Source organism: Saccharopolyspora phatthalungensis (genome assembly GCF_014203395.1).
Classification (GTDB): domain Bacteria; phylum Actinomycetota; class Actinomycetes; order Mycobacteriales; family Pseudonocardiaceae; genus Saccharopolyspora; species Saccharopolyspora phatthalungensis.
In genome coordinates this window covers 3,835,666-3,842,736 of the sequence record NZ_JACHIW010000001.1, presented here as the reverse complement: position 1 = coordinate 3,842,736, position 7,071 = coordinate 3,835,666, and the positions used below count along the sequence as shown (strand labels likewise).

The following is a 7,071-nucleotide window of genomic DNA, read 5'->3' as shown; positions in this document are numbered from 1 at the left end:
CACAGACACGCAAGAACACCCACTCAGCTCACACTCGGACTAGGCCGAAACGACCACCGCACCGTAGTATGAGCCAGCCGCACCGCCTCGGTAAACCGGACACCCCGCACACGCAACGACTATGCACGTTCAACCAACGGGAAATCGAGAGAAGGGGAACTCGGCCGCCCCGCTTGATTTCTGGATCGTGATTTCCGACACCTCCGGGAAATCCGGTTCGGCAGACGACGCCTTTCGAGCCAGGGCTGTTCGCGGGCGCGTGGCGTTTTCGCGCGAAATCGGCGGTTCTGAGATATAGCCCACCTCGATCAATCCACAGTGGCTATTCAGGAGAGTCGCCCGCTCCGCCGCGCTGGCCGTCTCGTCCCACCTTTTGCCGCCGATCAGAATTCCGGAAGTCGAGTGTTGAACGGCACCGTCCCGTCGGTCGGATGGTCACTGCCGCGGGGCACACCGTCTCGGTCGCCGCGGCACGGATCGTTTTGCCTGAACCACTCGGTCAAGTCCCGCTCGCTGTGTCGCCGGGCCTGCTCGGCCCACTGGCGAATCGCCCGCTCGGCGATGGCCGACTGCTCGGCGACGAGCAACTCGTTCGCACGCAGGCCGGCCTCGTACTGGCGGCGAGCTTGATCGTATTCGAGCTCGGCCTCGTACTCGGCGCGGCTGTCGTCGATGCTGGCCTGGCGCGCGGTCGTTCTGGCGAACTCGCTTCGAGCCTGTCGCTCCATCTCGTCGATGAGCTGCTCGTACACCGACGGCGGACCGCTGAGTTGCAGGAGTTTGACCAGCACCGGCAGCAACTCGATGGACATGAACAGCAGGAACAGCATGAGCTGGGCGAGACCCAGGCTCGGCCGGTTGTCGCCGAGCGCGTCCAACGCCTCGATCCGGGCCAGCAGCCCGGTGTCGTTCGCCTCGGTCGCTTCGTACTCGGCCTGGGCATTGGCCCGCTCCGCCCGTGCCCTGTCGAGTTGTTGCTGAACCTGCTTGGCTTGGCTGTCGGCCGTTGCCGAGGCATTGCTTGCCGCGCTTTCCGCTTTCACCCGTGCCGCGTCCAGCGCGGCCACGGCGTTCTGGTAGTTCTGCCGTGCGACCTCGGCCGCCTTCAGCTTCTCCCGGGCCGAGTCTCCGACGCCGGGCACGCCGGTGCCACCGGTGCCGTCGATCTCATTCAGGGCGTCGCGTTGCGCGGAAGCGTATGCCGCAGCCGCCCGGTCGACCTGCTGCTGCGCGTCCCGGACAGCCGGATCGTCGGCGGCAATGGCGGCCGGGCTCCGGTCGGCCGCGGCGTGCAGTGCGGCGAGTTGCCGTTCGAGACCGGGAATGGCCGCGAATTTCGGGTTGGTGTCCAACTGTTCCTGGAACTCCGCGGAACGCTGGTTGTGCTGCACCTCCAACTGTGCGTTGATCTCCGACTGGAAGATCTGCAGCACCAGTGGCGTGGAGATGATCGCACCGAGCAGGAGGGCCAACGCGAGCCGCGGCAACGCGGCAGCGACGTTGCGCCACCAGCCGCCGCGACGGGTCATCCCGAGAGTCAGCAACCGGTCCAGGTTGAGGATCACCACGGCCCACCCGATACCGGCGAGGATCGCCGCCGGCACCGGCAGGCGCACCGCCATGATCAGCGCGAAAGTCGCCGAAACCCCGGCGATCGCGGCCGTGGTCACCAGGACGCCGCCGATGGCGATGTACCGGAAGCGGTCGACCGGTGTCATCGCCAGCACGTCGTCCCGGGCACCGGCCAGACGCACCAGCCACCGTCCGGCCATTACCGCTGCTCTCCTTGGCGCATCGGGCCGTTCCGTCGGCGCATCACCTGCCATCCGCCGATCCAGCGAACGAAAACGGCGCGAAGGTCAATGGGCCGGGCCGGGCGCCCGGGCGACCTGCTCGGCATGACCGACAGAAACCGCGCCGGCGTCGTCGTCCAAGCCGGTCGGCCCTCGCCCCGCCCGGCGGGAGAAATCGCCAACGACCGGTGCCCCGACGAGGCGGTCAGGAGCGCCGAACCGAGGGCGGAGCGGTCCAAGAACGGAAGCGGTGTCCGGGCGAATACCGGCATCGAGGCCTCGCTCGGCTCGGGAACGGGCACGGGCACCAGCGCGGGGAGTTCGAATACCGCTATCGGACAACCGGCCTCGGCAGGCGGACCAGCCCGTCCATAGGCCATCGCCCTGATCATGCCGGTCCTGGCCGCAACGAACTGGTGGGAGCCGGATCCGCTGCCGGCGTCCAGATCGATCGGGAACCCGTCCGGCGGCGTGATTCGAATCGTCCCCGCGTGCTCCGTCCGCCACCGCACGGTCACCTGCTCGCCGGCCAGGACGGCGGCGCGATCGACTTCGAACAAGGTAATGACGGCGGCGTGACCGGCGAATCCGGGCAACCGTGATGCTGATGAGGTCATGCCACCCCCGAAAAAACGCCGCAGTCCGCAATATCGCCAACGTTATCCTGACCGAGCGAGGCCCGTCCCGGTTTTCGGCGAGATACCGGGCACCGAAACGAGGTGCGGATGAGTGACGCTGGTGGCCGAGGCCCCCATGACGGCGTTCTGCAGGACGCTCCGGTCTCGCTGAAGGGCGGTCAAGCGGGCCGCGACCCCCGCACCCGGGAACATCATCCCCCTTCCCTTGAGCCGCCGCTTGCGTTGTTGCCGAAGAGAATTCACGGCCGCGACGACATCAAGCCGCGACTGGTCTCGGCTTTGGGCTCGCCGGATCGCAGAATCCGTGTTCTGCACGGCATCGCGGGGGGCGGCAAGAGTTCGTTGGCGTTGTGGCTGGCCGGGGAGGCGAACAACCAGGGCCGGAACGTCTACTGGATCCGCAACGGCAACGTCGCGCAGTCCATGTATGCGGTCGCCGCGCACCGGGGTGTCGATCTCGACCAGCGCAACCCCTCGCCGGACGAGGTATGGGAATCGCTTGAGCGCGTGACCGAGCCGTGGTTGCTGGTCTTCGACGATGTCGACGACGTCGACCAACCCGGCCTGCGCAGCTCGTCCGGAACGCGGTTCGACGGCACCGGATGGATTCGCGCCAGCCGTGCCGGGCTGGTCGTGGTCACCTCTCGGCACGGTGACCCGCGGACGTGGGGCGACGATGCCGTGCTTTGCCGGGTCGATTGCCTCGACGATGGGCAAGGCGCTGCGGTGCTGTGCGAACTGGCCCCCGATGCCGGGCCGGAGGAAGACGCGCGACGGCTCGCCACCCGGCTCGGCGGACTGCCGCTCGCCCTGCGGCTCGCGGGCCACTACCTCGCCAACCGACCGCTGCGGCACCGAACCTTCGCCGCGTATCGCGAAGCGGTGCAGAGCAACCTCGAACTGCTCGACGCCGGCGAACCCACGCCGGCCACCCTGTCCGACGAGGAGTCGGCCCGCCGGTCCATCCGCCTGACCTGGGAATTGTCGTTGACGTTGCTGGAGGACCGCGATCTGCGGCCGGCGCGCCCGCTGCTGGAGTTGCTGGCCTGCTACGGTGCGCCGCATCCGATTTCGGTCGACCTGCTGGTCGCCGAACAACTTCGCGGCACACCCGTGGATTGCGGCCGCGAACTGACCGAAACCTATCTATTCGATCACGTGTTGACGAGCTTGATCGCGTCGGCGCTGGTGGACCGGATCGATCTCGATGACGGTGGCGGCGACCCGATCAGTCAGCTCGCTTTGCACCCGCTACTCGCGGAGGTGATCGCGACCACGCGAGACGAGTCGCCACGCGGTGACGAGATCTGGACCGCCGCGATCCGGTTGCTGGACAACGCATCGCCTCGGTCGGCTGATCCCGCGAGGTGGGAGAGATGGCGGACGATGCCCGCCGTGTACGAGGCGGTGCTGAAGGGACTGCCGGCGCGCCTCACCGAACCGCTGGCAGATGCGGTGGGGCATGGCAGCATTTGCGCCGGATACCTGGTGCGGACCGGAGCCCTGCCTGCGGCGCATCAGATGAGCACGTTGGCTCTTGACCGGGCCGCGGAGCTGGAACCGCGCCATCCGGTGCGGTTCGCGGCGCGACTGGCCGCTGCGGTGGTGAACCAGGCCCAGGGCAGTTCCGTGGTGCGCGACGAGCTGCGCGCGCTGCTCAATGACGCCCGCGAAGCACTGCCGCCGGACGAGGTGTTCCTGATCGTCGTCCGCCAGCAACTCGCGGCTGCCGTCGCCTCCACCGATCAGCTCGACGAAGCCGAGGAGATCTATCGCGAACTGCTCGCGGATCACGAGCGGGGAATCGGCGTGGATCGAGAGATCGCCACCCGGTTCGGCTTCGGGCAACTGATGAGCACCAGGGGGCAGTTCGAGGTGGCCGAACGCGAGATCACCGCCGTGCTGGCCGCGGAGCGCGAACTCTTCGCCGACGACCCCGATCATCCGGAGCTGCTGAACACCAGGATCGTGCTCGCCGACATCTGGGCAGGCCAGGGGCGTCTGGTGGCGGCCCGCGACGAGCTGCGCGCGGTGTTGCGGGCACAGGAACGGGTGCACGGCCCGGAAAGCCCGCTCACCCTCGCCGTGCGGATGGAGCTGGTGGCGGTGCTCAACCTGCTTCGCGACGAGGGCGGGGCGCACGACCAGTTGAGCCAGTTGCTGCGCATCCAGCGCGACGCGCTCAACCCGGAACACCCGCTGGCCCTGCTCGGGCTCGCCGCGCTGATCAACGACCGGACGCTGCACTCCGTGGCCGACGCCGACCCGCGGACCACCGAGCTCCGGCTCAACGAGGTGTCCGCCGCCATGGCCGGGACCATGGGCGAGGACAACCCGGTGGTCCTGGCGATTCGGCTCAGCGCGGCGATCCAACGCAGCCGGTACGACACGGACGGCGCCGAGGTCGCCGTCCGGGACCTGCTCGACCGGCAGAGCGCCATGCTCGGTCCTGACCACGTCGCGACCTTGAACACTCGGTTGATCTATGCGCAGTTGCTCGTCGAGGCCGACCAGGACAACCCGAGAGCGGAAGCGGAGTTGCGCGACCTGCTGGCCGCGCAACTGCGAACCATCGGCTCTGATCACCCGCAGACGGCGGTAGTGCGGTACGCGCTGGCCAACATCAGCTTCCGCAACGGCGGTCTTGAGGAAAGCGTGCGCCTGCTTCGCGAGTCGCTCGACACGTCGCTGCGGTTGCATGGCCCCGATCACAAGGACGCCAGGGCGACCAGGACGACGCTGGCGCAGGTGCTCAGCGAGCTGGAACGGTACGAGGAGTCCGAACGGGAGTTGCTGCCGCTGGTCGAGTCGTTGGACCGCACGGAACCCGACTCCAACGACGCGCTGGCGGCGCAGGTCATGCTGGCGCTGGTTCGGTGGCAGGAGGGGCGGGCCGCCGAGGCCGAGCGGGACCTGCGCGCGGTGCTCGGCACGCTGGACCGGCTGCCGGAGGGCCACGAGTACGACATCCTCGTGGTGCGGTGGATACTCGGCAGCGTCCTCAGGGACCGCGGCGAGTACGACGAAGCCGCGCGGCTACTTCTGAGCGTGCTGGACGGGCTCGGCGAACAGGACGGCAACCTCACCGAGGTGTGGGCCGACCTCGGCGAAGTGCTGCACGAGGCAGGCAGGTTGACGGAAGCCGAACGGTACCTGCAACTCGCGCAGGCGGATCTGTCCGGTCAGGACGGGCCGCTGGCCGATCGGGTACGAAGCGCGCTGTCCGCGGTTTCCGCCGAACTGCAGGCGCAGGCCAAGCCAGCAGGAGGCACGGCCACACCCGCCGAACCCGAGGAAGCCCCGCCGGCGGATGCACCCGGTCTGGAATCCGCCGACTCGTGGCGTGGCTATCTCGCCGGGACACAACCCCGCCCCGGGCCGTCCCCTGCTGCGACAGAATCCGATGATCCGGACGTGCCGCGCGTCCGGATTTCCGAGCGCGACATGACGCCGCCCGATGCCTCCCCGCAACCCGCGCCGTCCGCGCGGCCAACCCAGGCCCGTCAAGGCGAACCGGATCCGTTCGATGTGGCCGACGCACTCCGCGCACAGGGCAGGCTGGCGGAAGCCGAGCGCGTCCTGATACCCCTCTTGTCCACTAAGGACGTTTGGCTCGCGGTGGATGCTCACCTGGTGGGCATCCACCGCGAACGCTGCACTACACAACGGGAAGACGCGCGCCTGACCGCGGTTCTGGCGCAATACCTGACTCAGCCGGGCCTGACCGACCCGGAACGCGCGGGCGTCCGACGCCAGTACGCACTGGCGCTCGACGACCAGGGATTCCCCGCCGCAGCACACGCGCAGATGTGCGCGGCGCTCGCGCTGCACCGCAGGGCTGCCCCCAGAGCCGAGCCGGCACAACGGTTGCGATACCTGGTGGATGCGACGGTCGCGCGACCGGACGACGGCGGCGACGAGTTGCCCGAGCAGATCGATCGCGTGTACCGCGCGGTCGTCACCGAAGTCGGAGCAGAGCACGAGCTGGCGCTGCGAATGCGCCGAGGCAGCGCCGAACTGTCGCTGCGCCGGGGTGCGCTGACAGGTGCCGTAGCGGAACTGGACGAAACACTGGCCGCCCGCCAGCACCACTCGTCCCTACCCGATCGAGAGAAAACGCTGCTGCGACACGCACTCGCCGTGGCCTTCCACCGAATCGGCGACCTGGCCGTGGCCGAAAAACATGCGCGACAGGCGGTCGAGGAATGTGCCACCCTACTTGGCGCCGAACACCCCCACGCGCTGTCGGCGAGGGCGACACTAGCGGCAATCCGTGCGGATCTCGGCGTAGCCAGCGGATTGCCGGAACTGCGTTCCGTGCTCAACGCCCAATTACGGCGTCGCGGAGCCCACCACCCCGACGTGGCCACCACCCGCCATCACCTGGGCATGCTCGCCAAGGAAACCAGTGACCAAGCCACCGCCCAACGCGAGCTAACCACGGCACTCCAGGTAAGAACCCACCGCCTGGGCCCACAACACCCAACCACCCACACAACCCACGAATCCCTGACCAACCTCTAGCACTTCGTGATCCTGACGCCTTCGCGTTGACATCAACAAGTTTTTTGATGTCAGTTCGGATCAGCAAAAACCTCCTCACACTCATCGGGTTCTCGCAGTTCGACCCCGACAGGTGC

3 protein-coding genes are annotated in these 7,071 nt (G+C 68.1%); 1 reads left to right on the top strand and 2 read right to left on the bottom strand.

Annotated features, from left to right (window positions below; genetic code table 11):
• Positions 1 to 383: 383 nt before the first annotated feature.
• Together BJ970_RS17875 and BJ970_RS17870 are read right to left on the bottom strand one after the other, a co-directional pair.
• The gene (locus tag BJ970_RS17875) at positions 384 to 1,772 is read right to left on the bottom strand and encodes a DUF4407 domain-containing protein (protein ID WP_184727298.1); all 1,389 of its coding nucleotides are present in this window, start codon (positions 1,770 to 1,772) and stop codon (positions 384 to 386) included.
• The gene (locus tag BJ970_RS17870) at positions 1,772 to 2,410 is read right to left on the bottom strand and encodes a hypothetical protein (protein ID WP_184727297.1); all 639 of its coding nucleotides are present in this window, start codon (positions 2,408 to 2,410) and stop codon (positions 1,772 to 1,774) included. Before BJ970_RS17870 ends, BJ970_RS17875 begins: the two co-directional genes overlap by 1 nt.
• 108 nt (positions 2,411 to 2,518) lie before the next feature.
• On the opposite strand from BJ970_RS17870, the gene BJ970_RS17865 reads away from it, so the two are divergent.
• Positions 2,519 to 6,955 carry a tetratricopeptide repeat protein gene (locus BJ970_RS17865; RefSeq protein ID WP_184727296.1) on the top strand — a complete coding sequence of 1,479 codons (4,437 nt, stop codon included), beginning with the start codon at positions 2,519 to 2,521 and terminating at the stop codon, positions 6,953 to 6,955.
• Positions 6,956 to 7,071: the final 116 nt, after the last annotated feature.

Coding starts and splice junctions, on each gene's coding strand:
- BJ970_RS17875 (WP_184727298.1), bottom strand. CDS start 1,772: ATGGCCGGACGGTGGCTGGTGCGTCTGGCCGGTGCCCGGGACGACGTG.
- BJ970_RS17870 (WP_184727297.1), bottom strand. CDS start 2,410: ATGACCTCATCAGCATCACGGTTGCCCGGATTCGCCGGTCACGCCGCC.
- BJ970_RS17865 (WP_184727296.1), top strand. CDS start 2,519: ATGAGTGACGCTGGTGGCCGAGGCCCCCATGACGGCGTTCTGCAGGAC.